23 protein-coding genes are annotated in these 26,711 nt (G+C 69.9%); 11 read left to right on the top strand and 12 right to left on the bottom strand.

From position 1 onward, the window contains the following. Positions 1-92: 92 nt before the first annotated feature. The 4 genes from ACWDAG_RS31420 to ACWDAG_RS31435 all read right to left on the bottom strand — a co-directional run bounded on the left by ACWDAG_RS31420 (position 93) and on the right by ACWDAG_RS31435 (position 4,942). A complete protein-coding gene (locus ACWDAG_RS31420) occupies positions 93-1,058 on the bottom strand; it encodes a YIP1 family protein (protein ID WP_450698918.1) in 966 nt (321 codons plus the stop codon). 79 nt (positions 1,059-1,137) lie between these two features. Then, positions 1,138-2,613, bottom strand: a complete 1,476-nt coding sequence (locus ACWDAG_RS31425; RefSeq protein WP_450698919.1) for a VCBS repeat-containing protein — start codon at positions 2,611-2,613, stop codon at positions 1,138-1,140. A 187-nt stretch (positions 2,614-2,800) separates the two neighbouring features. Continuing rightward, positions 2,801-4,093: an FG-GAP repeat domain-containing protein gene (locus ACWDAG_RS31430; RefSeq protein ID WP_450698920.1), complete on the bottom strand. Its 1,293-nt coding sequence runs from the start codon at positions 4,091-4,093 to the stop codon at positions 2,801-2,803. Between the two features lie 321 nt (positions 4,094-4,414). Next, positions 4,415-4,942, bottom strand: coding sequence for a peptidoglycan-binding domain-containing protein (locus ACWDAG_RS31435; RefSeq protein ID WP_450698921.1), 528 nt, complete (start codon positions 4,940-4,942; stop codon positions 4,415-4,417). A gap of 145 nt (positions 4,943-5,087) precedes the next feature. On the opposite strand from ACWDAG_RS31435, the gene ACWDAG_RS31440 reads away from it, so the two are divergent. From ACWDAG_RS31440 to ACWDAG_RS31450, 3 genes are all read left to right on the top strand, one after another. Next, on the top strand, positions 5,088-6,134 hold the full coding sequence (locus ACWDAG_RS31440; protein ID WP_450698922.1) for an ArsR/SmtB family transcription factor: 1,047 nt from the start codon (positions 5,088-5,090) through the stop codon (positions 6,132-6,134). 130 nt (positions 6,135-6,264) lie between these two features. After that, positions 6,265-6,591: an antibiotic biosynthesis monooxygenase family protein gene (locus ACWDAG_RS31445; RefSeq protein WP_450698923.1), complete on the top strand. Its 327-nt coding sequence runs from the start codon at positions 6,265-6,267 to the stop codon at positions 6,589-6,591. Positions 6,592-6,789: 198 nt separating this feature from the next. Next, positions 6,790-7,014, top strand: coding sequence for a hypothetical protein (locus tag ACWDAG_RS31450; RefSeq protein WP_450698924.1), 225 nt, complete (start codon positions 6,790-6,792; stop codon positions 7,012-7,014). A 71-nt stretch (positions 7,015-7,085) separates the two neighbouring features. Here the strand turns inward: ACWDAG_RS31450 and ACWDAG_RS31455 are convergent, their stop codons facing one another. Beyond that, a complete protein-coding gene (locus tag ACWDAG_RS31455; protein WP_450698925.1) occupies positions 7,086-9,368 on the bottom strand; it encodes a (Fe-S)-binding protein in 2,283 nt (760 codons plus the stop codon). A 231-nt stretch (positions 9,369-9,599) separates the two neighbouring features. Between ACWDAG_RS31455 and ACWDAG_RS31460 the strand changes: the two genes are divergently transcribed. From ACWDAG_RS31460 to ACWDAG_RS31480, 5 genes are all read left to right on the top strand, one after another. Continuing rightward, complete coding sequence (locus ACWDAG_RS31460) at positions 9,600-10,634, top strand: MraY family glycosyltransferase (protein WP_450698926.1); 1,035 nt, start codon at positions 9,600-9,602, stop codon at positions 10,632-10,634. Between the two features lie 94 nt (positions 10,635-10,728). Further along, positions 10,729-12,573: a molecular chaperone DnaK gene (gene dnaK / locus ACWDAG_RS31465; protein WP_450698927.1), complete on the top strand. Its 1,845-nt coding sequence runs from the start codon at positions 10,729-10,731 to the stop codon at positions 12,571-12,573. Further along, entirely contained in the window at positions 12,570-13,226 is a 657-nt protein-coding gene (gene grpE, locus ACWDAG_RS31470; RefSeq protein WP_099930313.1) for a nucleotide exchange factor GrpE, read from the top strand. The genes dnaK and grpE overlap by 4 nt, the downstream gene beginning before the upstream one ends. A 33-nt stretch (positions 13,227-13,259) precedes the next feature. Next, entirely contained in the window at positions 13,260-14,435 is a 1,176-nt protein-coding gene (dnaJ, locus tag ACWDAG_RS31475) for a molecular chaperone DnaJ (RefSeq protein ID WP_450698928.1), read from the top strand. 5 nt (positions 14,436-14,440) lie between these two features. Then, positions 14,441-14,887 (top strand): heat shock protein transcriptional repressor HspR, encoded by a 447-nt coding sequence (locus ACWDAG_RS31480; RefSeq protein WP_450698929.1) that lies wholly within the window; start codon positions 14,441-14,443, stop codon positions 14,885-14,887. 75 nt (positions 14,888-14,962) lie between these two features. Here the strand turns inward: ACWDAG_RS31480 and ACWDAG_RS31485 are convergent, their stop codons facing one another. Continuing rightward, positions 14,963-17,350: a PA14 domain-containing protein gene (locus ACWDAG_RS31485; RefSeq protein WP_450698930.1), complete on the bottom strand. Its 2,388-nt coding sequence runs from the start codon at positions 17,348-17,350 to the stop codon at positions 14,963-14,965. Between the two features lie 293 nt (positions 17,351-17,643). On the opposite strand from ACWDAG_RS31485, the gene ACWDAG_RS31490 reads away from it, so the two are divergent. Beyond that, complete coding sequence (locus ACWDAG_RS31490) at positions 17,644-18,759, top strand: sugar ABC transporter substrate-binding protein (RefSeq protein WP_450698931.1); 1,116 nt, start codon at positions 17,644-17,646, stop codon at positions 18,757-18,759. A 66-nt stretch (positions 18,760-18,825) separates the two neighbouring features. Here ACWDAG_RS31490 and ACWDAG_RS31495 read toward each other — a convergent pair whose 3' ends face one another. Genes ACWDAG_RS31495 through ACWDAG_RS31505 form a run of 3 tightly spaced genes read right to left on the bottom strand, consistent with a single transcriptional unit; the run spans position 18,826 to position 22,155 of the window. Continuing rightward, positions 18,826-19,680, bottom strand: a complete 855-nt coding sequence (locus ACWDAG_RS31495; protein ID WP_450698932.1) for a transglutaminase family protein — start codon at positions 19,678-19,680, stop codon at positions 18,826-18,828. Position 19,681: 1 nt separating this feature from the next. Beyond that, on the bottom strand, positions 19,682-20,614 hold the full coding sequence (locus tag ACWDAG_RS31500) for an alpha-E domain-containing protein (protein ID WP_450698933.1): 933 nt from the start codon (positions 20,612-20,614) through the stop codon (positions 19,682-19,684). Then, positions 20,611-22,155: a circularly permuted type 2 ATP-grasp protein gene (locus ACWDAG_RS31505; protein WP_450698934.1), complete on the bottom strand. Its 1,545-nt coding sequence runs from the start codon at positions 22,153-22,155 to the stop codon at positions 20,611-20,613. Before ACWDAG_RS31505 ends, ACWDAG_RS31500 begins: the two co-directional genes overlap by 4 nt. 266 nt (positions 22,156-22,421) lie before the next feature. On the opposite strand from ACWDAG_RS31505, the gene ACWDAG_RS31510 reads away from it, so the two are divergent. Then, positions 22,422-23,468 carry a LuxR C-terminal-related transcriptional regulator gene (locus ACWDAG_RS31510; RefSeq protein ID WP_450698935.1) on the top strand — a complete coding sequence of 349 codons (1,047 nt, stop codon included), beginning with the start codon at positions 22,422-22,424 and terminating at the stop codon, positions 23,466-23,468. Here the strand turns inward: ACWDAG_RS31510 and ACWDAG_RS31515 are convergent. Next, positions 23,431-24,411 (bottom strand): helix-turn-helix transcriptional regulator, encoded by a 981-nt coding sequence (locus tag ACWDAG_RS31515; RefSeq protein ID WP_450698936.1) that lies wholly within the window; start codon positions 24,409-24,411, stop codon positions 23,431-23,433. The genes ACWDAG_RS31510 and ACWDAG_RS31515 overlap by 38 nt on opposite strands. Continuing rightward, the gene (locus ACWDAG_RS31520) at positions 24,408-25,445 is read right to left on the bottom strand and encodes a helix-turn-helix transcriptional regulator (RefSeq protein WP_450698937.1); all 1,038 of its coding nucleotides are present in this window, start codon (positions 25,443-25,445) and stop codon (positions 24,408-24,410) included. Before ACWDAG_RS31520 ends, ACWDAG_RS31515 begins: the two co-directional genes overlap by 4 nt. Positions 25,446-25,778: 333 nt before the next feature. Between ACWDAG_RS31520 and ACWDAG_RS31525 the strand changes: the two genes are divergently transcribed. Continuing rightward, positions 25,779-26,075 (top strand): (2Fe-2S)-binding protein, encoded by a 297-nt coding sequence (locus ACWDAG_RS31525; protein ID WP_450699035.1) that lies wholly within the window; start codon positions 25,779-25,781, stop codon positions 26,073-26,075. Between the two features lie 175 nt (positions 26,076-26,250). Here ACWDAG_RS31525 and ACWDAG_RS31530 read toward each other — a convergent pair whose 3' ends face one another. Beyond that, on the bottom strand, positions 26,251-26,664 hold the full coding sequence (locus ACWDAG_RS31530; RefSeq protein WP_450698938.1) for a pyridoxamine 5'-phosphate oxidase family protein: 414 nt from the start codon (positions 26,662-26,664) through the stop codon (positions 26,251-26,253). Positions 26,665-26,711 lie beyond the last annotated feature (47 nt).

Below are 26,711 nucleotides of genomic sequence, written 5' to 3' on the forward strand. Positions count from 1 at the left end.
GACGCCAACACCAAGCCCGCATCAGCCACTACAAACGACGCGGACACAGTCCCTGAAACTGCCCAGCAATCAGAACAAGCACCGTTGCAGTACTAGAACGTGCCCAGCTTCACGATCGACAGCAGGGCGATCAGCTGGATCGCCGAGGCGCCCAGGGCCTTCGGCCAGGGCAGGTCGTGGGAGCGGCTCACCATCATCGTCAGCAGCGCGCCCGCCGCGACCCAGGTCGCCCAGCCCAGGGCCTGGACGAAGGTCGCGTTGCCGCCGAAGAACATGGCGAAGACCAGGCGGGGCGTGTCCGTCAGGGACATGATCAGCATGGAGAGGCCGACCGTGGGCTGCCAGGCGCCGTCGCCGCCGAGCTGGCGGGCCAGGGTATGGGTGACCACGCCCAGGATGAAGGACGAGAGGACCATGGCCACTGCCGTCGTCAGGACGATCGGGACCGCGTTCGCCAAGGTCGCGTTGATCGCGTCCGAGCGTGCGCCGTCGAAGCCGAAGACCGCGAGCAGGCCGTAGAGGAACGTCACGATGAGGGCCGGGCCCCACATCGTGTAGTCGCGCATCTGGAGGAAGGTCTGGGTGGGGGCGAAGACGATGCCCCTCAGTAGGTCCTTCCAGTGCAGGCGGGGGCCCGTGGGGGCCGCCGGGGCCGAGCCCGCGCGGTAGGTGCCGCCCTGGTTGTACGGGTCCTCGCCGACCGTGAACGCCTGGGTGTGGCCCGGGTTGTTGGCCGCGTACGGGTCCGGGTTGCCCTGCGGTGCGTAGGCGCCGCCGTCGCCGAAGTACTCCGGCTCGCCGTACCCGCCGCCGTTTCCCTGCGGCCACGGGCCGCCGCCGTTGCCGTACTGCGGTGCCGCGGGTTGGCCGTACGACGGGCGGCCCTGCGGCGCCTGCTGTCCGTACGGGGGTTGTTGCGGTCGCGTTTGCGGAGCGCCGTTGTTCCGGGCGCCGCGTCCGATCCTGAATCCAGCCACGTCTTCGAACGTACCTGGTCCCGGAGAGTGAGGTGGCGGGCCCGGTGCTTCGGGCCCGGCTTTGCTGCCGAGCTGTGACATCCCTTAAGGGGACGGTGAAGGACCCCCTAGGGAGGAGCCGGGCCCGAGGGTGAGGGCCCGGCTCCGGTACGGGGGTTGGTCAGTCGGCGAAGTTGGCGCCGAAGTACGGGGTGCCGGTCGTCGAGACGCCCGAGGTGTTCGGAGTGATCGCGCGGGAGCCGGTGGTGGTGATCCTGGTGCCGTCGGAGGGCAGGTAGGTCACCGCGCCGTCGCCGCCGTTCTCGGCGGAGCCGACGGTCAGGTCGGCCTTGCCGTCGCCGGTGACGTCGTCCAGCTTGAGGTCGAGGCCGAACATGTCGCCGTCCTCGTCGTCGCCCGGTACGCCCGGGGTGGACTGGGCGAAGGACTGGGCCCCGGAGGTGGTGTTCAGGCCGCTCGAGGTGCCGTAGAGGACGGTGACCGCACCGGTGTCGGCGTTGCTGCCGAAGTCCTCGCCGGCCACGCCGATCGCGAGGTCGAGGAAGCCGTCGCCGTTGACGTCGCCCAGGTCGAGCTCGTAGCCGAACATGTCCCTGGACTCGGAGCCGCCGGGGACGTTGCCGGTGTCCTGGGTGATGCCGGTGGAGGTGCCGGGGCCGGAGGCGGTGCCGTAGGTGATCCAGACCTTGCCGCCCTTGGCGGAGTCGGGGATGGTCGTGCCGTCGGACGTGGTGGCGTCCCAGTTGGCGCCTGTGACGATGTCGCCGAAGCCGTCGCCGTTGATGTCGCCGATCGCGGTGATCACGCCCGGCTTGAGCGCCTTGGCGGAGGCGACCTTCAGGCCGCTCGCGCTGCCGGGGACGTAGTAGTTGCGGTTCCAGCCGTAGGCGGTCTGCGTCTCGAAGCCGTCGACGACCAGGTCGGTGCGCTTGTCGCCGTTGATGTCGCCGGCGGTCAGGTTGAGGGGCCCGTTGGCGCCGCCGCCGCTCTGGATGGCGGGCTTGATCGTGTAGCTGCCGCCGGGCGTGCCGGTGGCGCTGAAGCCGCCCTTGAAGACGTAGATGGTGGAGGCGGAGCTGCCGACGGCCAGGTCGGCCTTGCCGTCGCCGTCGAAGTCGCCGGCCGCGAGGGTCTTGCCCCAGAGGTCGTGGGTGGACGGGGCCGGGTCGGAGACCGTCACGCCCTTGCCGGTGAGGCCCGATGCGGAGCCCCAGAGGATCGCGAGGGTGCCGCCGTCGGTGTCGGTGCCGACCTTCTCGTGCGGGGAGCTCACCGCCAGGTCGTCGTAGCCGTCGCCGTTGAAGTCGGCGTACGCGGTGTCCGAGGCGAAGGCGTCACCGGCCTCGGCGGAGCCGGGGACGCCGGCGCTGTTCTGGCTGAGGGTGGTGCGCTTGGCGGAGGAGATGCCCGTGGCGGTGCCGTAGAGGACGACGAGCTGGCCGGCGTTCTTCAGGCCGTTCACATAGGCGCCGGAGGCCGAGAAGGCGACGTCGCCGATGCCGTCGCCGTTGAAGTCGGCCTTCGGGACCTGCGTGGAGTCCGCGGCCGTCGCCGTCGCGGCCGTGAAGGTGAGCAGACCGCCCGTCAGAGCGACGGCGGTGGCCGTCGCGAGGGCGAGTCGCAGAGGCTTGTGCATGCGGGTTTCTCCTGCGGCATGCGGGGGATGCCTGGCAGGCATCCACAGTCGGTGGGGTGCGCACCGAGCCGTGTTCGCGGGGGAGTTGTCCCAGAGGTCGCGCAGGTTCGGCGGTGATCAGAAGACCTCTGGTGGTGCCCAAGGGTTGTACGTGAGTTCGGTTTTTGTTTCCGGGGCTGTTGTGACGTCAGTGGTCCGCCAGGAACTCCGACGTCGAGAAGGTGACGGTCGGCTTCCGTGTCAGCAGTCCCTGCTTCGCGCTCGCGCCCGGATGGACGGCGACCGTGTCCTTCGTCTCGCTCCGATACGTCCGTACGACGAGGTCGGCCCGGCCGTCCCCGTCGTAGTCGCCCACCGCGAGGACCCTGGTCGTGCCCTGGGCCGGCGGCTCGACGGTCACCGTGGCCGCCGTGGACAGGCCCGTCGTACGGCCCCGGAACACCTTCAACCCCGAGCCGCTGGAGACGAGTTCGGCCAGGCCGTCGCCGTCGAAGTCGGCGGTGTCGAGCATGGCGCCGGGGGAGGCGAGGCCGGCGCGGGTGGCGGTCGGGAGGTCGTAGCGCAGGGACGTTTCGTCCGGGGTGCCGACCGCCGCGTCGAGGGCGGCGCCCCTGCCGAAGCGGCCGAGGGCGACGTCGATGCCCTTGGGCAGGACGGTGCCGGTGCGGGTGGGGCCCGCGGGTCCGCCGAGGACGACGGACGCCTTGCTCTCGCCCTCCGCCGCACGGACCACCAGGTCGTCGTAGCCGTCGCGGTTGACGTCGGCCGCGGGGCCCGTGGGGACCTCGCCCGGTGACGGGACGGGTGCGCCGGCGGCGCGGGGAGCGCCCTTGCGGCTGAACGGGCCGCGCAGATAGCTCAGTTGCTCCCCGGACGCGTGCAGGACCAGGTCCTGGGCGCCGTCGCCGTCGAAGTCGCCGCACACCGGCCGGTCGGGCCAGTCGTTGCCGAAGCGGGCGGCGGCGGGGACGGTGAGCTTGACGGCGCGGGTCAGGCCGCCGGGGGCGCCGAAGAGGACCTGGAGGGGGACCGGGGGCCTGCCCTGGCCGTCGTAGGGCGGGTCGGTCGAGACGATCAGGTCGGTGAAGCCGTCCTTGTCGAGGTCGCAGGTCGCCTCCGCGTCGAAGACCGCGGGGAGCCGGCCTTTCGTGCGGGCCGCGTACCTGGCGGGGCTGAGCAACTGCCGTGCCCCCGGGGTGAGTCCGTGCGCGCTGCCGTAGACGACGCCGATGCCCGCGTCGTCGGTATGGCTCTGCACCTTCACGAGCGAGTCGAGGACGAGGTCGCGGTGGCCGTCGCCGTTGAAGTCGTCGGGAGTCTTGCTGCCCTTGCCGCGGGGTATCGGCAGCTTGGCGGGGGCGTCCGCGACCCGGACGGGGGTCGGGCGGGCGGCTTGGGCGTCCCCACCGGGGCCGCAGGCGGCGAGCAGAAGGGTGCTGCAGAGGGCCGCCGTACACACAACACCTCTCTGCACGCGCACCCGTTCACCTCGTCAGCATGATTGACAACGACCGATCAATGATGCACGTGTTCGAGGTGTGGCGGCAGTCCTGGGCGGGGCCTTGCCGTGCGCGAGGGCGCCGGTCGTCCTTCGCGCACGGCGGATCGTCGGGGCTGAGCGCTCCGCGGGCAGTGCGGCGATGTGCTGGTGGTCGTCTGTGGCGTCGTCGTGGCAGGTCGCTCCTCCACTTCTCGGCTTCGCTCGAAGCGGGGGGACCCCATCGCGGCGGGGCCGCACATCGACACGGCCCCGTGCCCCTTCAGGGCGCGGCTGAACCGCTGGGGACTTCGCCCGTCCTGCCTAGCTGCACGTGCGGTAGTTGTAACCCGCGATGCGGCCGGCGCCGGTGCCGTCGGCGAAGTGGTAGTAGCCGTTGCTGTCGCGCGTGACGTCGATGATGACCTCGGTGCCGATGTACCTGGCCACGTTGCCGTCGAACCCGTTGCTCGAGTTGCGCAGCCAGTTGCCTGCCGCGGTCCAGGTGTTCTTCCCGGCCGAGCCGTCGCTCGTCACCTGGAACTTGGTCTGCCACCTCTCGGTCGCGGCCTTGGTCCTGCTCCCGAAGACTCCGTCGATGTCGGAGATGGAGAGCTCGCCGTCGGCCCACAGGATCTTCTGCCACAGGCAGGTCGCGTTGGAGGACGTGTTGTGACTGGTGTCCACGATGCCTTCGTTGTCCCAGTCGTCGGTGAAGACTCCGGAACCGTAGACGTAGTCCAAGCCGCTGTAGGTGCCGCTTGCGGACGCCGGGGTGGCGCTCAATGCGAGGACGGCGGCGGTCAGGGCGCCGATTGTGCAGGCAGTCTGCCTGGATCTCTTCGAGGTCACGCGTTCCTCCCGGTTCGGGCGACGGTGGAGCGTCTGATTCGGGCCACTGTGGCCAGTTGGCCTGGCGGAACCTTGGCAGGGATGCGTCAGTGGCGACACACTCTTGCGGCTGGGCGCAAATGTGAAGCTCTTCGGGGGGAATCGCGTGCTCCGTATTCACTTCACCGAGGTCGACCTCGCCCGCGTCCGTGTCGCCACGGAGCCGGATCCGATGTGGGAAGTGCTCTCGACGCTCCACCGGTTGCAGTCCCGCGGGGGACGCTGGCAGTTCGCCGCCTGGCATCGGACGATGCGCGCCGACCTGAACGCCGCCGGACTGGCCCGGCCCGTGCGCCAGGTGCTGTTCGCCCTGTATCCCCTCGGGCCGTACCTGCCCGACTTCCTGACGCCGTCGGAGTCCGAGGGCGGGATCGAGGCGGCCCTCGACGGCATCCTCCGCCTGCCCCGGGGGGATGTGCTCGCAGAGTTACGGCTCCTCGACCGCGTGTCCGCCGTGCCGTCCTGGGCGCTGCGGCTGGGGGAGAAGGCCGAGCGACGGGAGTTCACCGAGCTGATCCTGCGGTATCACGAGACGGCCGTCGCGCCGTTCGCGGAGCGCATGGCCGGCGGGATCGTCGCGCACCGCAGCCTCCTCGCCCGCGCGCTGCTGACCCACGGGGTCGAAGGGCTCCTGTCGAGCCTGGGGCCTCGGGTGCGCTGGCGAAGGCCGGTCCTCGAAATGGACTACCGGACGGACCGTGATCTCCATCTGCGCGGGCGCGGGATCAGGATCGTGCCGACCTACTTCTCGTGGGGGACGCCGGTCGCCCTGGCCGACGCCGGTCTGCCGCCGGTGCTCTCGTACCCGCTGAACCACCCGACGGTGCCGGAGGAGGCGCACCCCGGGGAAAGAGTGCCCCTGGGCGCGCTGCTGGGGGTCACGCGAGCTCGCGTCCTGCGGTGTGTCGCGGACGGCCTGACCACCGGAGAGCTCGCGCAGGCCGTGGGGGTCTCGCCCTCCGCCGCCAGCCGGCACACCGGGGTACTCCGGGACGCCGGGCTGACGACCAGCCAGCAGGTCGGCCCGACGGTCCTGCACACGTTGACCCCGCTCGGGGCCGCGCTGCTACGGCAGGCGCGTGGCGCGGAGCGCGGAAACGGCGATACCCCTCGGGCCCCGGCCGGGCCCGAGGGACACGGAACGGGACGGTAGCGACCGCTGCTTCACCGGCTCCGGCTCCGGCCGGGGTTCTGCACTGAGCTGGGCTGTGCCGGTGAGCTGAGCCGATCGGAGCGGTACGGCCTGTGATCGGGCGCTGGGCCCGTGCTGTCAGGATGGAGCCATGAGCGTAGTCAAGATCAACGTACTGGCCGTTCCTGCTGAACAGCGCGAGGTCCTGGAGAAGCGGTTCGCCTCGCGGGCCCACGCCGTGGAGAACTCGGACGGCTTCGAGTGGTTCGAGCTGCTGCGGCCGGTCGAGGGGACCGACCAGTACCTCGTGTACACGCGGTGGCGGGACGAGGAGTCCTTCCAGGCCTGGATGGAGGGGCCGATGAAGTCCGCCCACCAGGGCGGCGGCGAGGGCGCCGAGCGCCCGAAGCCCGCCGCCTCCGGCTCCACGCTGTGGTCCTTCGAGGTGGTGCAGCAGGCGGGGCCGAAGGGCGCGTAGCGTTTGCGCGCTGCGCCGGGGCCGACGTCATGGGGTGTCGGCCCCGGCTTGTTCGTCTACGAGGGTTCGCACGCAGGGCAGTTGAGCGGAACGCCCAGGCAGGCGTGCAGGGCCTGGCCGAGTCGTCGGTCCACGGCCGCGTTCTCTGCGGCTGACTCCTGCGGGTTCCGTGAGGGGACGAGTGCGTACGGCAGGGCCGTGGTGAGTACGGCGAGTGTGGCGGTGTCCTGCTCGGTGCCTCGGGGCAATTATCAGTTCGCCTGGCTGGCCGTCCGCGAGTTCGCTCGTCTGAACGGCTACCGTCTGGAAGCGGAGGCCAAGGACGCGCAGGCCCTGGTGCTCGGCGTCCGCGCGTACGAGATCGGGTTGCCGGACAGCGCGAGGACCCTGTCCTCGTGGTGGGAGCCTGTCGGCACCGCATGAGTGCATACGACGGCGCCCCCGGTCTCGTAGGACATACGAGACCGGGGGCGCCGCAACAATCGTAGAAGCCGTTACTTCACCGGCTCCGGCTCCGGCGCGGTCTCCGTCTCCTCCTCGCCGGCCGGGTCGACCGGCGTCCTGACGGATTCGAGGAGCAGCTGGGCGACGTCCACCACCTGGATGGACTCCTTGGCCTTGCCGTCGTTCTTCTTGCCGTTGACCGAGTCCGTCAGCATGACCAGGCAGAACGGGCAGGCCGTCGAGACGATGTCGGGGTTCAGCGAAAGCGCCTCGTCAACACGCTCGTTGTTGATGCGCTTGCCGATCCGCTCCTCCATCCACATGCGTGCGCCACCGGCGCCGCAGCAGAAGCCGCGCTCCTTGTGGCGGTGCATCTCCTCGTTGCGCAGGCCCGGGACGTTGGCGATGATCTCGCGCGGGGGCGTGTAGATCTTGTTGTGGCGGCCCAGGTAGCAGGGGTCGTGGTAGGTGATGATGCCCTCGACCGGGGTGACCGGGACCAGCTTGCCCTCGTCGACCAGGTGCTGCAGCAGCTGGGTGTGGTGGATGACCTCGTAGTCGCCGCCGAGCTGCGGGTACTCGTTGCCGATGGTGTTGAGGCAGTGCGGGCAGGTGGCGACGATCTTCTTCGCCGACTTCGGCTTGGCGGACTCCGGGACGACCTTGCCGTCGTCGTCGAGCTCCTCGCCGAACGCCATGTTCAGCGCCATGACGTTCTCCATGCCGAGCTCCTGGAACAGGGGCTCGTTGCCCAGGCGGCGGGCGGAGTCACCGGTGCACTTCTCGTCGCCGCCCATGATCGCGAACTTGACGCCCGCGATGTGCAGCAGCTCGGCGAAGGCCTTCGTGGTCTTCTTGGCGCGGTCCTCCAGGGAGCCCGCGCAGCCGACCCAGTAGAGGTACTCGACCTCGGTGAGGTCCTCGATGTCCTGGCCGACGACCGGGACCTCGAACTCGACCTCCTTGAGCCACTCCAGGCGCTGCTTCTTGGCCAGGCCCCAGGGGTTGCCCTTCTTCTCCAGGTTCTTGAGCATCGTGCCCGCCTCGGACGGGAACGCGGACTCGATCATCACCTGGTAGCGGCGCATGTCGACGATGTGGTCGATGTGCTCGATGTCCACCGGGCACTGCTCGACGCAGGCGCCGCAGGTGGTGCAGGACCACAGCACGTCCGGGTCGATGACGCCGTTCTCCTCGGCGGTGCCGATCAGCGGGCGCTCGGCCTCCGCGAGAGCCGCGGCGGGCACGTCGGCCAGCTGCTCCTCGGACGCCTTCTCCTCGCCCTCCATCGTCTTGCCGCCACCGGCCAGCAGATACGGGGCCTTGGCGTGCGCGTGGTCGCGCAGCGACATGATCAGGAGCTTCGGAGAGAGGGGCTTGCCCGTGTTCCAGGCGGGGCACTGGGACTGGCAGCGGCCGCACTCGGTGCAGGTGGAGAAGTCGAGGAGGCCCTTCCAGGAGAACTGCTCGACCTGGGAGACGCCGAAGACGTCGTCGTCGCCCGGGTCGGTGAAGTCGATCGGCTTGCCGCCCGAGGTCATCGGCTGCAGGGCGCCCAGGGCCGTGGAGCCGTCGGCGTTGCGCTTGAACCAGATGTTCGGGAAGGCCAGGAAGCGGTGCCAGGCCACACCCATGTTGGTGTTCAGCGAGACCACGATCATCCAGATGAACGAGGTGCTGATCTTGATCATCGCGACCAGGTAGACCAGGTTCTGCAGCGTGCTGACACCGAGCCCCTTGAAGGCCACCACCAGCGGGTACGACGCGAAGTACGACGCCTCGTAACCCTCCACGTGGTGGATCGCGCCCTCCAGGCCGCGCAGCACGTAGATCGCCAGGCCGATGGTGAGGATGACGTACTCGACGAAGTACGCCTGACCCGACTTGGAGCCCGCGAAGCGGGACTTGCGGCCCGGGCGGGAGGGCAGGTTCGACAGGCGGATCGCGATCAGTACGAGGATGCCCAGGACCGTCATCACACCGATGAACTCGGTGTACATCTCCAGCGGCAACCAGTCGCCGACGACGGGCAGCGTCCAGTCGGCCTGGAAGAGCTGGCCGAAGGCCTGCGCCAGGGTCGGCGGCAGGGTCAGGAAGCCGACCGCCACGAACCAGTGGGCGAAGCCCACGATGCCCCAGCGGTTCATCCGCGTGTGGCCGAGGAACTCCCGGACAAGGGTCACGCTGCGCGCGTACGGGTTGTCGGTCCGGCTGCCGGCGGGCACCGGCTGGCCCAGCTTGAAGTACCGGACGAACTGACCGATGGCGCGTGCGAGCAGCGCAACGCCGACCACGGTCAGGACCAGCGACACGATGATCGCGGCGAGTTGCATTTGGGGGCTCCTCGGGACTGCGAGGGTCATTACTAAGCGGTAACTTATGTAGTCCGCTTGAGACTACCCCCATCATCCGTCGCACTGTAGTCGGGCGTGCGGTGATCTGCGTCGCTGAGGGTTGCCTTAAGGGTCCGCGATCAGGCCCGTGGCCAGGCCTGCTGTCGGGCTTGCGACGATGCGATCGTGTTATTCACGCCAAATTGGTACATTTGCGCCTAACTTAGACCCGTGCTATACGGGATCGCCGCCGCCACCACCGCCCTGCTGCTCGCCGCCGTGCTCACCGCACTGCTCCGGGTGCCCGCGCTGCGCCTCGGGATCGTCGAGCGGAGACGGCAGCGGCAGCGGCCCGTGCCGCTGCTCGGCGGTACGGCCGTGGTGATCGCCACCTGTGCGGTGGCGGTGGCCATGGACCGGACCGGTGTCGCGCCCCTCGGTGCCGGGGTGGGGAGGCTGCTCGTCGCGAGCGGTGCCGTCGCCGTGCTCGGGCTCGTCGCGGACGTGGGGCGGGTCAAGGCGCGGGTCCTGGTCGCCGGTACGGCCGTCGCGGCGGCCAGTGTCGTGCCGTACGAGGAGACCGGAGTGCCGGTGGGGCTGCTCGCCGTCGGGTGGATCGTCTTCGTCACCGTCGGGTTCAAGGCGCTCGACCATGCGGACGCCCTCGCCGGGACCGTCGGTGTGCTCACCGCCTTCGGGGTGGGCGCCTGCGCGGCGGCCGAGCTGATGGACGGGCTCGCGGTGCTGCTGAGCGTGCTGGCCGCCGCGCTGACAGGGTTCCTCATGCACAACTGGCCGCCCGCGCGCGTGGGGCTCGGCGCCTGCGGGTCGCTGTTCACGGGGTTCCTGCTCGCCGCGTCGGCCGTGTTCACCCGGGCGGGCTACGGGCTCGCCCCCAGTGCGGGAGTGCTGTTCTCGCTCACCGCCCTGGCGAGCGCCGACGTACTCCTCGTGGTCCTGTCGCGGCGGCTGGCCGGGCGGCCGTTGCTGCGCGGCGGACCCGACCATGTCGCCCACCGGCTGCGGCGGTTGGGGCTCACTCCGCAGGGGGCGACCGTGCTGCCCGGAATCGGGGCGTTCGCCGGGGTGTTCGTCGGGGTGCTCATGCATATCGGGTGGACCGCGCCGTCCGCCGTGTACTGGGTGGGGGCGGTGTCGCTCGTCGTCGTCCTCATGCTCCTTCGGGTGCCTGTGTACGGTCTCCGGCGGTCCGTCCCCACGCAATCGACGCAGGTCAGCGGGCCATTGCGTGTAAGGAACGGATAAGAGTTGAGTCGGCATGACTCAGGTCTGTTGACCCATCGCCGGGTGTCGTGCACACTTGAGTCCGTTCCACTCAAGTCAGCTGGAGGAATTCACCATGGCACGTGCGGTCGGCATCGACCTGGGCACGACTAACTCCGTCGTCAGCGTTCTGGAGGGCGGCGAGCCCACCGTCATCACCAACGCCGAGGGTGCCAGGACCACGCCGTCCGTCGTCGCCTTCGCGAAGAACGGTGAGGTGCTCGTCGGCGAGGTCGCCAAGCGCCAGGCGGTCACGAACGTGGACCGGACCATCCGTTCCGTGAAGCGCCACATGGGCACGGACTGGAAGATCGAGCTCGACGGGAAGCCCTTCAACCCGCAGCAGATCTCCGCGTTCATCCTGCAGAAGCTGAAGCGGGACGCCGAGGCCTACCTGGGCGAGAAGGTGACCGACGCGGTCATCACCGTCCCGGCCTACTTCAACGACTCCGAGCGCCAGGCGACGAAGGAGGCCGGCGAGATCGCCGGTCTGAACGTCCTGCGCATCGTGAACGAGCCGACCGCGGCCGCGCTCGCCTACGGCCTCGACAAGGACGACCAGACGATCCTCGTCTTCGACCTCGGTGGCGGCACCTTCGACGTGTCCCTCCTGGAGATCGGTGACGGCGTCGTCGAGGTGAAGGCCACCAACGGTGACAACCACCTCGGTGGTGACGACTGGGACCAGCGCATCGTCGACTACCTGGTCAAGCAGTTCGCGAGCGGTCACGGCGTGGACCTCGGCAAGGACAAGATGGCCCTGCAGCGTCTGCGCGAGGCTGCCGAGAAGGCCAAGATCGAGCTGTCCTCGTCCACCGAGACCTCGATCAACCTGCCCTACATCACGGCGTCCGCCGAGGGCCCGCTGCACCTGGACGAGAAGCTCACCCGGGCCCAGTTCCAGCAGCTGACGGCCGACCTGCTGGAGCGCTGCAAGACGCCGTTCCACAACGTCATCAAGGACGCCGGCATCTCCATCAACGAGATCGACCACGTCGTCCTCGTCGGCGGCTCCACCCGTATGCCGGCCGTCGCCGAGCTCGTCCGCGAGCTGACCGGCGGCAAGGACGCCAACAAGGGCGTCAACCCGGACGAGGTCGTCGCCATCGGCGCCGCCCTGCAGGCCGGTGTCCTCAAGGGTGAGGTCAAGGACGTCCTGCTCCTCGACGTGACCCCGCTGTCCCTCGGCATCGAGACCAAGGGCGGCATCATGACGAAGCTCATCGAGCGGAACACGACGATCCCGACCAAGCGGTCCGAGATCTTCACCACCGCCGAGGACAACCAGCCGTCCGTGCAGATCCAGGTCTACCAGGGCGAGCGCGAGATCGCGGCGTACAACAAGAAGCTCGGGATGTTCGAGCTGACCGGTCTGCCGCCGGCCCCGCGCGGTGTCCCGCAGATCGAGGTCGCCTTCGACATCGACGCCAACGGCATCATGCACGTGACCGCGAAGGACCTGGGCACGGGCAAGGAGCAGAAGATGACCGTCACCGGCGGCTCCTCGCTGCCGAAGGACGAGGTCGACCGGATGCGCCAGGAGGCCGAGAAGTACGCGGAGGAGGACCACGCCCGCCGCGAGGCCGCCGAGACCCGCAACCAGGGCGAGCAGCTCGTCTACCAGACGGAGAAGTTCCTCAAGGACAACGAGGACAAGGTCCCCGGCGAGATCAAGACCGAGGTCGAGGCGTCCGTCGAGGAGCTGAAGACCGCGCTCAAGGGCGAGGACACCGCCGAGATCCGCACCGCCACCGAGAAGGTCGCGGCCGTCTCGCAGAAGCTGGGCCAGGCCATGTACGCCGACGCCCAGGCCTCGCAGGCCGCCGCCGGCGGCGCCGCGGGCGCCGAGGCCCCCAAGGCCGACGACGACGTCGTGGACGCCGAGATCGTGGACGACGAGCGCAAGGACGGTGCCGCGTGACGGAGGAGACCCCGGGCTTCGACGAGAAGCCCGACGTCCCCTCCGGCGCCACCCCCGACGACGCCGAGCCGCAGGCCGCCTCCCCCTCCTCGGGGGAGGGGGCGGCCCCGGCCGGGGACGCAGCACAGGTCGCCGGTCTGACGGCCCAGCTGGACCAGGTGCGCACGGCGCTCGGCGAGCGCACGGCGGACCTCCAGCGGCTCCAGGCCGAGTACCAGAACTACCGCCGCCGTGTGGAGCGGGACCGGATCACGGTCAAGGAGATCGCCATCGCGAACCTCCTGACCGAGCTCCTGCCCGTGCTCGACGACATCGGCCGCGCCCGGGACCACGGCGAACTCGTCGGCGGATTCAAGTCCGTCGCGGAGTCGCTGGAGACCGTCGCGGCGAAGATGGGACTGCAGCAGTTCGGCAAGGAGGGCGAGCCCTTCGACCCGACGATCCACGAGGCCCTGATGCACTCGTACGCGCCGGACGTCACCGAGACGACGTGCGTGGCGATTCTGCAGCCCGGGTATCGCTTCGGCGAGCGCACCATCCGCCCCGCGCGGGTGGCCGTCGCCGAACCGCAGCCCGGCGCCCAGACCGTCAAGGCCGAAGAAGCGACCGAGGCGGCCGACGACAAGGAGAGCGGTGGCCCGGACGAGGGCTGAGCTTGAACCGATGAGAAAGGAGGGGCGTCGAGGATGAGCACCAAGGACTTCATCGAGAAGGACTACTACAAGGTCCTCGGCGTCCCCAAGGACGCCACCGAGGCCGAGATCAAGAAGGCGTACCGGAAGCTCGCCCGCGAGAACCACCCGGACGCCAACAAGGGCAACGCCAAGGCCGAGGAGCGCTTCAAGGAGATCTCCGAGGCGAACGACATACTCGGCGACCCCAAGAAGCGCAAGGAGTACGACGAGGCCCGCGCCCTCTTCGGCAACGGCGGCTTCCGCCCCGGGCCGGGCGGCGCAGGCGGCTCCTTCAACTTCGACCTGGGCGACCTCTTCGGAGGCGGCGCCCAGGGCGGGGGTTCCGGAGGATTCGGCGGCGGAATCGGTGACGTCTTCGGGGGCCTGTTCAACCGGGGCAGCTCCGGCACCACCCGGGTGCAGCCCAGGCGCGGCCAGGACATCGACACCGAGGTCAGCCTCAGCTTCACCGAGGCGATCGAGGGGGCGACGGTCCCGCTGCGCATGTCCTCGCAGTCACCCTGCAAGGCCTGCTCCGGCACCGGCGACGCCAACGGCAACCCGCGGGTGTGCCCGACGTGTGTCGGCACCGGCCAGGTCGCCCGGGGGTCCGGCGGCGGCTTCTCGCTCACCGACCCCTGCCCGGACTGCAAGGGCCGCGGCCTGATCGCGGAGAACCCCTGCGAGGTCTGCAAGGGCTCGGGGCGTGCGAAGTCCTCCCGGACGATGCAGGTCCGTATCCCCGCGGGCGTCTCGGACGGCCAGCGCATCCGGCTGCGCGGCAAGGGCGCACCGGGCGAGCGGGGCGGCCCGGCGGGCGATCTGTACGTCACCGTGCATGTCGACGCGCACCCCGTGTTCGGCCGCAAGGGCGACAACCTCACCGTCACCGTCCCCGTGACGTTCGCGGAGGCGGCGCTCGGCGGCGAGGTCAGGGTCCCCACCCTGGGCGGCCCGCCCGTCACCCTGAAGCTGCCGCCCGGCACGCCCAACGGCCGCACCATGCGCGCCCGCGGCAAGGGCGCGGTCCGCAAGGACGGCACCCGGGGCGACCTCCTGGTCACCGTCGAGGTGAGTGTCCCGGCGGATCTGACGGGGAAGGCTCGTGACGCGCTGGAGGCGTATCGCGAGGCGACCGCGGGCGAGGACCCGCGGGCGGAGCTGTTCCAGGCCGCGAAGGGAGCATGAGAGAGATGGACGGCCGTCGACGCAACCCGTACGAACTGACCGAGGAGACCCCGGTCTACGTCATCTCGGTGGCGGCCCAGCTCTCCGGCCTGCACCCGCAGACCCTGCGCCAGTACGACCGCCTCGGCCTGGTCTCGCCCGACCGCACCCCCGGCCGCGGCCGCCGCTACTCGGCCCGCGACATCGAACTGCTGCGCACCGTGCAGCAGTTGTCGCAGGACGAGGGCATCAACCTGGCCGGCATCAAGCGGATCATCGAACTGGAGAACCAGGTCGCCGCGCTCCAGCAGCGGGTGGCCGAACTCCAGGCCGCCGTCGAGGGCGCGGCGGCGGCGATGCAGCAGCGTGAGGCGGCGGTGCATGCGTCGTACCGCCGCGATCTGGTCCCGTACCAGGAGGTCCAGCAGACCAGCGCGCTGGTGGTGTGGCGGCCGAAGGGGCGCCAGGACTGAGCACATGAGAAGGGGCCCGGAGGTTCGCTGAGAACCTCCGGGGCCCTTCTCATGTCAAGGTCCGGGCGGGCAGGGTCAGTTCTCCCAGATGCCGTACGCGGTCGACCGTGTGTCCGCCTCCGCGCCCGAGGAGTCCAGACGGATCACGCGGTAGTAGTACAGGCTCAGCGTGTCCTCGTGGACGGTGGTGTCCATATAGAACGTGGCGTCGCCCGTCGTGCCCTCGGACAGGGTGACATAGGCGGACGTGGCCGGGTCCCAGCGCTCCACGCGGTAGGAGGCGTACTGGGAGCAGTCACCGAGGCCGTTGCTCTCGTTGCAGCCGACGTACAGCTCGGGGTACTGGTCCTCGAAGACCGTGGTGCCCGTCCAGCCCGGCGGCCGGGTGTCGGGCAGGGTGACCGTGATGTCGGCCGTGTGCCAGAAGTCCGGCCCCTCGTCCCAGAGGGCGTCCACGGCGGCCACCCGGTAGACGTGGGCCGCGCCGTCCGGCACCGTCGGGCAGAGGATCTCGGTCTCGGCGAGCGACTCCCCCTTCCAGCAGTTCCGCTTCCAGACGGTCTCGCCGGTCTCCGGGTCGGTGGTGCCCTGCCACACGTAGTACGTGAAGACGTCGTCGTCGGCAGGCGGGGTCCAGGACAGCCGTACGCCGAGCGGGACCTGTTCGGCGGTCAGGTTCTGCACCGGGTCAGGACGCTTGGTGTCCGGGGTCGTCTCGGTGGCCGCCGGACCGGGCCGAGAGGCGTGTCCGTACGGGTCGACGGTGACGACCCGGTACTCGTACGTCGTCTCGGAGGCGCCGGAGACGTCCTCGCAGCTGCCGCGCAGCACCTGGCGGCCGGCGTAGGACGGGGCGTCGTCGCTCGCCCACCACCAGCTCACCGAGGGATCCGTGCCGTCGGGCCCGCACCTGTCCACGACGGTCGTCTCGCCTGTCACCGGGTCGGCCCGCTCGATCCGGTAGGTGAGCAGCGGGGCGGTGTCGTGGGTCCACGGGTCGGCGCTCGCCCAGGAGACGTACACGCCCTTGGCGGAGCGGGTCGCGGTGGTCTCGTACGGGGCGATCGCCTCCGGCCGGTCCGCCATGCGCAGGGCGACCTCCACCGGTGCGGAGGCGTTGCCCTTGGTGTCCTGGGTGCGGACCGCGTACCGGTAGGAGTCGGCGGCGGCGAGCAGCTGGCGCGGCACGACATCGGTGTGCGCCGTGGTGGTGCCGGTGCCGGGCAGCGCGTTGGAGTAGCCGCCGGTCGCCGGGTCGTACTGGAGGACCTGGTAGGAGGCGGCGCCGTGGACGGCGGACCACACCAGGTGCGGGACGCCGGCGCGGTACTCGACCCGGGCGTCGGCGGCGGTCGCCGGCGGGGTCATGTCGAACGTGGTGAACGTGGTGGCCGCCGAGTACACGGACCAGTTCCCGACGGCGTCCCTGGCCCGGCCCCGGTAGGTGACCTTGCTGCCGTCGGCCGGCTGACCGGTGTCGCAGGTCGCGCCCTTGGTGCCGGTGTAGACGGTGGACCAGGCGTTGGTGGCCGGGTTGAGCCGCTGGAGTTCGTACAGCGCGATGTCGGCCGCGTTCGCCGCGGTGGTGACCAACTCCGGGCCCGCGTAGGGCTGGTCGGCCGGGCAGGCGTCCATCTCGACGAACGGCGCGGCGGGCGGCGTCTTGTCGACGGTGGTGACGGGCTGGTCGGCGCTGCCGGTGGAGGTGTTGCCGGCCTTGTCGTAGGCGCGGACCTCGTAGTAGTACGTGGCGCCGGTCGCGGGCGGGGCGTCGGTGTACGACGTGCCCGTGGTCGTGGTCAGCCGCGTCCAGGTGCTGCTGCCCTTGAGCCGGCGGTAGACCTTGTACCCGGCGAGGTCCATCTCCTTGTTCTTCGCCCAGGAGACCTTGGCCTTGCGGGTCGTGGTGTCGTACGACACGGACGTCCCGGTCGGGGTGAGGGGCTTGACCTTGTCGACGGTGGGGGAGGTACGGGGGGTGTACGTGAACTTGACCGTGGCGGAGCCGGTCCAGTTGACGTAGTCGACGCGCAGGCTGTGCTTGCCGGACGGGATCGTCACGTTGACGGTCTTCGACACGGTGGTGGAGGTGTTCTTCCACAGGTCGATCTTGCGGACGCCGTCGAGGTAGACGCGGACGCCGTCCTGGGAGGAGGCGGCGAAGGAGAACGGGCCGCCCGAGCCGAAGTCGCGGGTCACGCTCCAGCGGACGCCGAAGTTGTTCGACGGCAGACCGGAGGCAGGGGCGCCGGTCCCCCAGTTCTCGCCGATCGCGGAGTCGCAGTCCGTCTTCTTCGGGGTGCCGGAGAAGGCGGTGTTCGCGAAGAACTGCCGCTTGTAGACGGGCGAGGTGCACGTGGTCGCGGCGGAGGCGGGGGCGGTGGTCACGCAGAGCAGGCCTGCGGACGTCGCGAGCACGACGGCGGTCGCGGCCGCGGCAGTCGTGCGTCTGGCTGGGATCATTCGGTCCTCTGGTCGGGATGGGAGCGGCTGAGGGGAGCTGCCGTGATCATGACTCGTGAGGAATCGCGTTGGTTGTACGGATCTTTGCCTGCCGATTGCCTGCGGTTGCATGGAGAGTCCGTAAAGAACCTTTGGAGGCGTTTCCGTCCTGTCTTTACATGGTCGGCGGAGTGTTGCGTTGCGCACTCGTTAAGTAGTTGCGCTTGACGCCTGGGGGCCGCTCCGCGTTGGCTTTTCAGTCACCTGGGTCGCACGTTTGCGCCCGCGTCCGGAAGGCATCAGAAGTGAGCTCCATGCGTCCCACGCGTCGTACCGCCATCGCCGTGGCAGCGTCCACGATGACTCTGTCGCTCTCCGCCTGCGGCGTGCTGAACGTGACGGGGGACAGCAGCTCGGCGAGCCCCACGAAGGGCAACGACGTCACCGTCGGTCTGCTGCTTCCGGAGACGGCCAACACGCGGTACGAGAACTTCGACTACCCGATCATCAAGAAGCAGGTCGCCTCGCTCACCAGGCAGCAGGGCAAGGTCGACTACCAGAACGCCGGCCAGAACGCGGCCAAGCAGACGGCCCAGATGCAGAAGATGATCGACGACAAGGTCGACATCATCCTGCTGGACGCCGTGGACTCGCACGCCATCGCCGCTGAGGTGAAGAAGGCGAAGGACGCCGGTATCCCGGTCATCGCCTACGACCGGCTCGCCGAGGGCCCGATCGACGCGTACATCTCCTTCGACAACGAGCTGGTCGGCGAGGTCCAGGGCCGCACCCTGCTGGAGGCGCTGGGCAGCGGGGTCGACACCTCCGACAAGATCGTCATGATGAACGGCTCGCCCACCGACCCGAACGCCAAGCAGTTCAAGGCGGGCGCCCTGTCCGAGCTCAACGGCAAGGTGACGATCGCCAAGTCGTACGACACCACGGACTGGGACCCGAAGAACGCCCAGGCCAACATGAAGGCGGCCATCGAGGCGATCGGCAAGAGCAACATCGCCGCCGTCTACTCCGCCAACGACGGCATGGCCGGCGGCATCGTCAAGGCCCTGGAGAACGCCGGGGTCACCAAGCTGCCGCCGCTCACCGGCCAGGACGCGGAACTCGCGGCCGTGCAGCGGATCGTCTCGGGCGAGCAGTACATGAGCGTGTACAAGTCGTACCCGCAGGAGGCCGCGGCCGCCGCGCAGATGGCGGTGGCCAAGGTGCAGGGCAAGGAGATCGAGTTCGAGGCCCTCACCCAGGACACCGTCGACAGCCCCACCGACAAGGGCATCCCCGCGCAGCTCGTCACCGTGACCGCGCTGACGAGGAAGAACATCAAGTCGACGGTCGTCGCGGACGGCATCTACAAGGTCTCCCAGATCTGCACGTCGAAGTACGCCTCGGAGTGCTCGGCGATCGGCCTCAAGTAGCCGGAGGCGGGCGGTACTCGAAAGGGCCGGGGCGGCTGCGCCCCGGCCCTTTGCCGTCGTTCCGGGTCACCCCACCCGTGTGAACTCCACCGACACGTCCGGCGGACCGCCCGCCACACCCCGGTAGATGCCCTTGTGCGGGGTGACGTCGTCGTAGTCGCGGCCGCGGGCCACCACGACATGGGACTCGTCGGCGCGGGTGCGGTTGGTGGGGTCGTAGCCGCACCAGTCGCCCGCCCAGTACTCGATCCAGGCATGGCTCTGCCCGGCGACGGGCCGGTGGAGCTCGGCCTCGCGCTCGGGGTGGAGATAGCCGGAGACGTAACGGGCCGGCAGCCCCACACCCCGCAGCAGCGCGACGGTGAGGTGGGTGATGTCCTGGCAGACGCCCGCGCCCTGCTCCCAGGCCTCCGCGGGCGAGGTGTTCACGCTGGTGGCGCCCGGCAGGTACGACACCCGGTCGGCGACCAGCGCCGAGACCGCGACCGCCGTCTCGTGCGGGTCGAGGCCGGCCGCGGCCTTCCGCGCCTTCTTCACGAGCTTCGCCGGGACCGTCGTACGCCCGGTCGGACTCGCGAACTCCAGCAGACGGGACTTCGCGATGCGTTCGGCCACCTCCGCCCAGGTGGGCGCGGGCGGCAGCGCCTCCGGCGGGGACGTCTCGACCAGGCTGGAGGCCGTGATGGTGAGGTCGCCGTGCGGGTCCATCAGGTCGAAGCCGGTGACCTGGGTGCCCCAGTAGTCCCAGTACGACCAGGTGGGGGCCGTGGGGTTGACGGTGACCCGCGCGTCCAGGGTGGTCTGGCCCGGGAGCGTCAGCGGGGTCATGCGGACCTCGTTGTGCGAGGAGGCCGCGGGCTGGGCGTAGGAGACCCGGGTGGTGTGCTTGATACGGAGGCGGCGTACGCGTTCGGCGGTCATCTCACGCTCCTTCCTGGGCCCACTCGATGGGCCCCTGGTACGGGAAGAACCGCTCGGCCACCGCGTCCGCGGACGCCATGCAGGCGTGCTGCAGGTCGGCCAGCAGAGCGGGCAGCTGGTTCTCCAGAGCGTGCGTGTCCAGATACTCCAGGCGGGTGCGCAGACGGCCGATGGGCCGGCGCGCGGGGTCCTGGCGAGGGCGGCCGAGAGCGGTGAGGCACTCCTCCGCCGTCGTGAGCGCGTGCAGCGCGGAGCGCGGGAAGGCCCGGTCAAGGAGCAGGAATTCGGCCACTCGCGGGGTGTCGCCGAAACCCCCGTACACCCGGGCATATGCCTCATCGGCACCCGAAGCGCTCAGCAGCGTCGGCCAGTCGGGCGCGTGCGCGGCGTCCAGCACGCGCACCGACAGTAGCCGTACGGTCATGTCGACCCGCTCCAGGCTCCGGCCCAGCACCACGAACTGCCAGCTGTCGTCCCGGCTCATGGTCGAGTCGGCGAGCCCGAAGAAGAGCGCGGCCCGGCGGCGGACCAGCTCCAGATAGGCGTACGGGCCGGTACGGCGGGCCGCCATCCGCTGGTCGGCCAGTGCGTGCCAGGTGGAGTTGAGGCACTCCCACATCTCGGAGGAGATGGCTTCACGGGCGCTGCGCGCGTTCAGCCGCGCCGCCCCCAGTGCGCCCTCTATCGATCCCGTAGAGCGGGCGTCGAAGGCCAGCTGGTCCAGGACCTGCTGCATGTCGCAGGGCCCGGCTCCCGCGTCCATGCCGAGGATCGCGTACAGCGACCGGCAGGCCGCGTCCTCGTCGCGCCAGGGGTCCTCCAGCAGTCGGTGCAGATACGCGTCGAGGATGCGGCCCGTGGCGTCGGCGCGCTCGACATAGCGGCCGGTCCAGGTCAGGGCCTCGGCGATGCGGGAGAGGATCACGTCGTTCACTGCTGCTGTGCCCCTTCCTGTACGACGGCGGGGGAGCCGTCGGGTCCGAGCCGGCGCGGGGCGACGGAGGGCAGCGCGGCGGCCGGTTCGGGCGCCGGCTGCTCGGCGGGGCCCTCCGCGATCACCCAGGTGTCCTTGGAGCCGCCGCCCTGGCTGGAGTTGACGATCAGGTTGCCCTCCTGGAGGGCGACGCGGGTCAGCCCGCCGGGCAGCACCCAGACATCGTTGCCGTCGTTCACGGCGAACGGCCTGAGGTCGATGTGACGGGGTGCCATGCGCTCGCCCGCGAGGGTGGGGGAGGTGGACAGGGCGACCGGCCGCTGGGCGATGAAGCCGCGCGGATCGGCGATGACGGCTTTGCGAGTGCGTTCGAGGGTGTCCTTGTCGGCTTTGGGGCCGATCACGATGCCCTGCCCGCCGGCGCCGTCGACGGGCTTGATGACCAGCTGGTCGATCTGGTCGAGGACAGCCTCCAACTGACCTGGCTCGTCGGGCCGGTAGGACTCGACATTGGGGAGAATCGGTTCTTCGGAGAGGTAGTAGCGGATGAGATCCGGGACGTACGTATAGAGCAGCTTGTCGTCGGCGATCCCGTTGCCCACGGCGTTCGCGAGTGTGACGTTGCCCGCCATGGCGGCGCCCATGATGCCGGGGCAGCCGATCACCGAGTCGGGCCGGAAGTGGAGCGGGTCGAGGAAGTCGTCGTCCAGGCGCCGGTATACGACATGGACGGGCACCTCACCGCGCGTGGTGCGCATCCACACGCGGTTGCCCCGGCAGACCAGGTCGTGCCCCTCGACCAGCTGCACGCCCATCAGCCGGGCGAGCAGGGCGTGTTCGAAGTAGGCGGCGTTGCTGGGGCCCGGCGTGAGGACCACGACCCGCGGGTCCTGCGCACCGTCGGGGGCGGCGGCACGCAGCGCGGCGAGCAGCTTCTGCGCGTACCCGTCGACCGGCACCACGTGCTGTTCCGCGAAGAGCGACGGGAAGATCCGGGTCATCGCCCGGCGGTTCTCGATGACGTAACTGACCCCGCTGGGCACCCGTACGTTGTCCTCCAGCACCCGGAAGTCCCCGGCCTCGTCGCGTACGAGGTCGATGCCGGCGACGTGGATGCGGACGCCGCCCGGTGGCTCGACGCCCTGTGCCGCCCGATGGAAGTGCGGGGAGTTGAGCAGCAGCCGCCAGGGCACGACGCCGTCCTCGAAGGCACGGCAGTGTCCGTAGGCGTCGGCGAGATAGGCCTCCAGGGCCCTGACTCTCTGGCTCACCCCGCGTTGTATGAGATCCCATTCGAGGGCGTCGAGGATGCGCGGCACCAGGTCCAGCGGCCAGGGCCGCTCCTCGCCCGCGAAGGCGTAGGTCACGCCGCGGTCCGTGAAGGCCCTGGCCATCTGGTCGGCCCGGAACCGGAGTTCGCTCGGCTCGATGGGTTGCAGCGCTGCCAGTACCGGCTCGTAGGCGGTTCTGACCTCACCCGGCCGCTCAAACATTTCGTCCCACGCGTCGGCCAACGCGTATGCGTCAAATATGTCCGCCATGAGGGGACGTTAGAGGCGGGGTGTAACGAGGTGATCACTGGCGCATTTCCGGGAGCTTGCGCGGGCAGTCGCTCCGCGGGTGCGCCCGCGCCCCTTCAGTGCGCAGCACCGTCAGGTTGTTGCAAGCCGCCCGGCGGAGGGCCGGAAATAGCCGGACGTATAGGGGGTTTTGGCCGCTCGCTTCGGGCCGAGCCGTGTTGCGGAGCTGGTCCGGGCCGCGCATAGTTGCGCTGCGACAGACGGTGGAACCGGGGGTGGGATGGGCGATGGCCGGGCACGGGACGGATGAGCATCCGCACGGTGCCGACCGGCTGTGCGACGCCGGGGACCGCGTGTACTCCCGGGCCGTACGGCGGGGCCGGGTGGCGCGGCAGGACGCCGAACCGGTGCCGTGCCTGCTGGAGCTGGCCCTGCTGCACCCGGACCCCGACGACATGGACTGGCTGGTCCCGACGTCCCCGCAGGAGGTCATGACCAGACTGCTGCGCGGGGTGTACGACGAGGTCAGCGCGAGCCAGCGACGGGTGGGCGCCGCGGTCGCCGCCGTCGAGCGGTACGCGGGCCTCGGCCCCGCCACGCAGGCGGGCCCGGGCGTCGGCGAGGGCGCCGCGATCCGTGTCCTCGACGGGCTCTCCCGTATCCAGGCCGCCATGGACCAGGCGACGGAGGCGTGCACCACGGAGGTCCTCACCGTGCAGCCCGGCGGCATCCGCCCCGAGCACGAGCTGACCGAGGGCCTGCACCGGGCGCTGGCGCTGCGCGGGCGGGGCGTCAGGATGCGCGACCTGTACACGCATGTGGCCCGGCACGGGCAGGGACTGCTCAACTACCTTGAACTGATGGGTGGTTCGGTCGAGGCCCGCACCCTCGACGAGGTGATCGACCGGCTGATCCTCTTCGACCGCACGGTGGCGTTCATCCCCGCGAACGCGGACCGCACCCTGGCGCTGGAGCTGCGCCACCCGGCACTGGTCGAGTACCTGGTCACGGTCTTCGAACGGCTCTGGCGCCTGGCCATCCCCCTCACCGCCCCGCTGCCCGACACCGGCATCGAGGGCATCTCGCACCGCGAGCAGTCCATCGCGGCGCTCCTCGCGGAGGGCCACCAGGACGCGGTGATCGCGGAGCGGCTCGGCATAAGCGTGCGCACCTGCCGTGCCCATATCGCGCGGCTCTCCGAGACCCTGGGCGCGGCCAGCCGCACCCAACTCGGCGTCCGCATCGCCCAGGTGGGCCTCGACGGGCCCCGCCATCCGGCGGACGTCGGCTCGTCGGTCACCCTTCCGGGTCAAGAATCCCCGACTGTCCGATGAGGTAGCCGAGCTGCGCCCGGCTCTGGCTGCCCAGGGTGGCGGCCAGTTTGGCGATGTGGACGCGGGCGGTGCGGATGTTCATGCCGAGGCGGTTGGCGATGACGGCGTCGGTGTGGCCTTCGATCAGGAGGGCGGCGATGGCGCGTTGGCGAGGGGTGACGCCGTTCAGGGAGGGGCGGTGGACGACCTCGGGGTACATGGGGGTGGCGAGCTGCCACAGCCGGTCGAAGGTCGTGACGAAGAAGGCGATGAGGGCGGGATTGCGCACTTCCAGCGCGAGCGAGCGGTCCGCGTTCGCGGGCACGAAGGCGACGGCCCGGTCGACGACGAGCAGCCGATCCGTCACTTCGTCCAGCGTGCGCGCCTCGACGTCCCCTGCTAGCTGTTCGTAGCGGGCGAGGACCGGGGGCGAGTGGCGGAGCGTGTGCTGGTAAAGGGTGCGGATACGGCCGCCGCGGTCGAGTAGCAGCTGGTCGCGGGCGAGCGCCGCGGCGCGGCGCTCGGCAGGCAGATGGGTGTGGGTGGTGTGCGGCTGGATGGCGAGGAGCTCGCGGGAGGCGTCGGCCAGCGCCTGGTTGAGGGCCGCGTTGATGCGCTCGATACCGCTGAGGACCGTGAGCGTCGGGGTGTCTGTGGTTTCCCTGGCACGGGCGTCGATCCGCAGGAGCGGTTCGAAGGTTTCCACCAGTCGCTCGCCGCGCCGCCGCTCGTCTGCGATCCGGTCCTCGGAGGTGCGCAGCAGCCGGCGCAGTGCGACAGCGGGAGAGACGGGTTCCAGCCAGTCGAGGTCCTCGACCATGGGGTGCAGCAGCCCGAAGTCCACCAGGCAGGGTGCCGGTGCGGCGTCCTCGGCGCGGACCCTGCCTTCCTTCACCGCTCGCTCGTACAGCCCTGTCCCGGCGGCACACAGGTCCTCCACGCCGTGCACATGCGCCCCGGTCACGGGTGGTCCTCTCCCTCCGGTATCGGCTGGTCCGAGTTGAGGATCCCCGACTGAGCTATGAGAAAGCCGAGTTGGGCACGGCTGCCACTGCCGAGGGCGGTCGCCAGCTTGGCTATGTGGGCTCGGCAGGTGCGTACGTTCATGCCGAGTCGGCGGGCTATCGCCTCATCGACGTGACCCTCCACGAGGAGTTTGGCGATGGAGTGCTGGATGTCCGTGATGCCGTCGGGAGCGGTTTCGTAGGGGGCGCCGGCGCTCAGCGGGACGGCACGGCTCCACATGAACTCGAACACCTTGATCAGGTACCGGACGAGACCGGGATGACGGAGTTCCAGGGCGACTTGCCGGTCGTCGCGGGTGGGGATGAACGCGACGGTCTCGTCGCAGATGATGAGGCGCTCCACCAGCTCGTCGATGGTGCGGTACTCCGCCTTCCCGTCGGCGAAGTGGTCCACCCAGGCGAGCCGCTCCGGGCTGTAGCGGGCCGTGTGCTGGTAGAGGGTCCGGATCCGCACCCCTCGTTCGATCAGCGGCTTGTCGCGCTCCAGGGCTTCCATGAGCCTGCGCTCCGGGTGGCGTTGGCTCGGCTGGACGGTGAGCATCTCGTTCCGGCACTGCGAGATCGCCAGGTCGAGCGCCGCGTTGATGCGGTCGAGGCCCTCCAATACGCTGATCGAGTGGGTCGACGCCGTGACCTGGGCACTGAGAGCCATGAACGGCTCGAAAGCGTCGGCCACCTGGATCGAGAGCCGCCGGCGTTCCGCGATCTCGCGTTCTATGGGATTGAGCCGTTGAGCCAGGGCGATCCCCGGAGGAACGGGGCGCAGCCAGTTCGCGTCGTCGGGATCAGGGTGGAGCAGGGCAAACTCCATCAGACAAGGGGCGGGCTCCACGTCCGCGCGGGCGATACGTCCCGTGCGAAGCGCGTTCGCGTAGAGACGGCTCCCTTCCTCACACAGCTCCGTCACGGCGTGGGAATGCTTCGCTTTAGTCCGATTCGATCCCAAATCTCCACCCCCCAGGGTCCTGAACATGCAGGAACATGATGCACCGATCGTGTGGCCATGACGTGCCCGAATAAGCCATCGTCTTACTCAAGACGGGGGAAGAGGGGACCTTCAAGTGAGGACGAAGCCGACTATGCGTAAGAGAATGCTTCGCTCGGTGCTTGTCGCCGCCTTCTCCGCCGTTGTGGCCTTCGGAACGCTGAGTGGCCTCTCTGGCGCGAAGGGTGACATTCGGGCGGACAGTGTCTGGTCGCTCACACCCGCCACCGCGGCTACGGGTGGCGCTCCTGCCCACCCGGACGACAGTGTGTGGAGCTGATCGTGAGCACCCCACCCGACGACCGCTCCTTCCGCCGCGAAATGGCCACGGCCTACCGCTCCGGCTGGCACTTCATCGACCTTGTCACCGCGATCCCCCACTCCGGTGACTCGCTGATGGTGACCGTCTTCGGTGAGCCGGTCGTCGTCACGCGCGACGAGGACGAGGACGTACGGGCGTACCGGTGTCTGCGGCGGCCTCGGGGGGCGCCGCAGCCTGTGCGATGTGCCGTCCGGTACGGAATGATCTTTGTGAACCTCGACCAACGAGACCACCGGCTGGTGGAACCGGAAACCCCCGATGTTCGGACCATCTCAGCCACCCCCCGCAGTGCCTGACGCGAATCCCCCGTCGTAACAGTTCGCTCAGGTGCTTCCCCCCGCAGCGGCGTCACCGTGACCTGAACACGGTGACGCCGCTGCAGTTTTGCGGGACATTTCCGGGTATCGGCATATTCGACCGCCGATGACTACTGGCCGAAAACAGTCCCTGCCGTCACGGCCGTCACAGCCGTCATACGAGGCCCATCGCCCGTGTCAGCTCGATCTCGATCACCACGCGTGACGGGTTCGGCCCGGGCGTGCGCCGGTAGCGCTCGGCGTACCGCCGCACCGCCTCCGCGACCCGCTCCGGCTCGGTCCGTACGACCGCCAGGCCCTCCAGCGTCGCCCAGCGCCGGCCGTCCACCTGGCACACCGCGACCCGGGCACCCCCGTCGCCGGCGGCCAGCACGTTCAGCACCTTGGTGCTCGTCCTGTTCGTGATCACCCGAGCAAGGCCGGCGCCGGGATCGTATGTGACCCCGACGGGCACCACGTGCGGGCTGCCGTCCGGGCGCGGGGTGGTCAGCGTGCACAGGTGCCGTTCCCGCCAGAAGTCGAGGTACGCGGCGTCGGGGGCGCCGGGGTCCTGCGAATAGGTCGCCATGGCTCCGGAACTTAGTCGCAAGGTTCTCCCCGGGGCCCCCTTGAGCG

It is taken from the genome of Streptomyces sp. NPDC001157, from assembly GCF_053598255.1.